Origin of the sequence: Streptomyces sp. KLMMK (genome assembly GCF_036961605.1) — a bacterium.
Lineage (GTDB): Bacteria > Actinomycetota > Actinomycetes > Streptomycetales > Streptomycetaceae > Streptomyces > Streptomyces telluris.
The window spans coordinates 1-2,403 of record NZ_JBAMDC010000627.1 but is presented as its reverse complement, the minus strand read 5'-3'; the positions used below and the strand labels follow the sequence as shown (position 1 = coordinate 2,403).

The following is a 2,403-nucleotide window of genomic DNA, read 5'->3' as shown; positions in this document are numbered from 1 at the left end:
GCAGGAGGAGGGCACGTCCTACCGGCGGCTGCGCGACCAGGTGCTGCGGGAGGCGGCGGTGGCCGGGCTGGCGGAGGGGCGGGAGCCGATCGCGGAGCTCGCGGCGCGGCTGGGCTTCTCGGAGGACACGGCCTTCCACCGTGCGTTCCGCCGCTGGACGGGCACCACCCCGGGTGCGTACCGGCTCCTGGGCGGGCGCGAACGGGGTCGGCAGAGCCGGACCGTGAACGGGGGAAGCAAAGCGGGCCATGACGGGGGTCAGCAAAGCTGAGCTTTCCGGTCAGCTTCTTTCCTACCCGTCAGTCACTACGGTCTCCCCGACTCCCGCCGTCCCCGGGGAGTTTCGCGGAGGGGATCCGCGACGAGACATGAGTGACCCCTCACAACTGCACTGTCGGGAGAGCCGCATGCACTTGCGTAGGCACCTGCGTACGAAGGCCTGGGCCGCCGTCGCCGCACTGGCCGTCTCATTGGGCTTCGCGGGCACGGCGGGCGCCGCCGGGCCCGCGCCCGCCGCCCGGCCGGGTGACGTCGTCACCTCCGCGCCGACCTCCTTCCACCCGCTGCCCGGCCAGCCCACGGGCACCAAGGCCTGGCACGTCACCTACCGCTCCACCACGGCCAAGGGCGTCCCCAACGTCGTCTCGGGGACGGTGATCGTCCCCCAGGACGGCAGAAAGGGGCCGCGCCCGCTCGTGACGTACGCCGTGGGGACGATCGGGCTCGCCGACCACTGCGCACCGTCGGCCGGCTTCCCGTACGGGACGACGGTGGAGGCGAACCTGATCCAGCAGCTCACGCTGCGCGGCTGGGCGGTGGCCGTCACCGACTACGAGGGCCTCGGGACGCCCGGCGACCACACGTACACCGTCGGCCGGGCCGAGGGCCACGCCGTCCTCGACGCGGCCCGCGCCGCCCTGCGGCTGCCGGAGGCCGGGCTGGCCGAGGGCTCGCCGGTCGGCATCATGGGCTACTCGCAGGGCGGCCAGGCCGCCGGCTGGGCCGCCGAGCTGCACGCGTCGTACGCGCCCGAGCTGAACCTCAAGGGCACGGCCGCGGGCGGCGTCCCCGCCGACCTCGTCAAGGTCGCCGAGTACAACGACGGCGGCATCGGCGGCGGCCTGGTCCTCATGGGCGCGATCGGGCAGGACGCGGCCTTCCCCGAGCTGAACCTCGGCTCCTACCTCAACGACAAGGGCCGGCGGCATGTCGACTTCCTCAAGAAGCACTGCGTGGTGGCGGACGCCGCCGCCGGCCTGTTCAAGCGGATCTCCGACGTGACGGTCAGGAACCCGCTGCACGAGGCGGACTGGCAGCGCGCGCTGCACGCCTCCGACCTCGGCACCCGCGCCCCCGACCGGCCCGTCTACCTCTACCACGGCACCCTCGACGAGCTCATCCCCTACGCGGGCGCGCAGCAGCTGCGCGCCGGCTGGTGCACGAAGAGGGCCGCCGTGCAGTGGAAGTCGCTGCCGCTGGCCGGGCACGTCGGGGGCGTGATCGCGGAGTCCGTCCCGGCGGCGAACTGGCTCGCCGACCGGTTCGCCGGCAGGTCCGCGGCGGGCAACTGCTGATGCGTGCCGAGCGCTGGACCGGGCCCCCGGTTCAGCGCTCGTACAGCCGCTCCACCTCCTCCGCGAAGTCCCGGGCGATGACCTCCCGCTTGAGCTTCATGGACGGCGTGAGGTGGCCGGCCTCCTCCGTGAAGTCCACGGGCAGGACGGCGAAGCGGCGTATCGACTCCGCCCGCGAGACCAGGGCGTTCGCGTCGTCCACCGCCGTCTGCAGTTCTGCGAGGAGCTCGCCGTCCCGCACCAGCTCCTGCGGCGGCAGGCCCTCCTTGCCGTGCATGCGGCACCAGTGGGCGACGCCGTCGGCCTCCAGGGTGAGGAGGGCGGTGATGAAGGGCCGGTTGTCGCCGACGACCATGCACTGGCCGACCAGGGGGTGCGCACGCAGCCGGTCCTCCAGCGGCGCGGGGGCGACGTTCTTGCCGCCGGAGGTGACGAGCAGCTCCTTCTTGCGGCCGGTGATGGACAGGTAGCCGTCCGCGTCGAGCGCGCCCAGGTCCCCGGTGGGGAACCACTCCCCCGGCGCCGCGGGCACCGCCTTCCCCAGCTCGCCGTCCCAGTACCCGGCGAAGACGTGCCCGCCGCGCAGCAGCACCTCGCCGTCCTCCGCGATCCGCACGGCGCCGCCGGGCAGCGGCCAGCCGACCGTGCCGAGGCGGGGGCGGTGCGGCGGGGTGACGGTGGCAGCCGCCGTGGTCTCGGTGAGGCCGTAGCCCTCGAACACCTCGATGCCCGCGCCCGTGCAGAAGGCCGCGAGGCGCCCGCCGAGCGGGGAGCCGCCGCTGAGCACGTAGCGCACCTCGCCGCCCAGGGCGCCGCGGATCCGGCGGTA

3 protein-coding genes are annotated in these 2,403 nt (G+C 74.3%); 2 read left to right on the top strand and 1 reads right to left on the bottom strand.

What is annotated here, in order from left to right:
* Together V7793_RS36465 and V7793_RS36460 are read left to right on the top strand one after the other, a co-directional pair.
* On the top strand, positions 1 to 271 hold a 271-nt coding region (locus V7793_RS36465; protein WP_336013966.1), incomplete at its 5' end, for a helix-turn-helix domain-containing protein.
* A 136-nt stretch (positions 272 to 407) separates the two neighbouring features.
* Positions 408 to 1,574: a lipase family protein gene (locus tag V7793_RS36460; protein WP_336013965.1), complete on the top strand. Its 1,167-nt coding sequence runs from the start codon at positions 408 to 410 to the stop codon at positions 1,572 to 1,574.
* 31 nt (positions 1,575 to 1,605) lie between these two features.
* Here V7793_RS36460 and V7793_RS36455 read toward each other — a convergent pair.
* Positions 1,606 to 2,403: AMP-binding protein (locus V7793_RS36455; RefSeq protein ID WP_336013964.1), on the bottom strand; the 798-nt coding region annotated here is incomplete at its 5' end.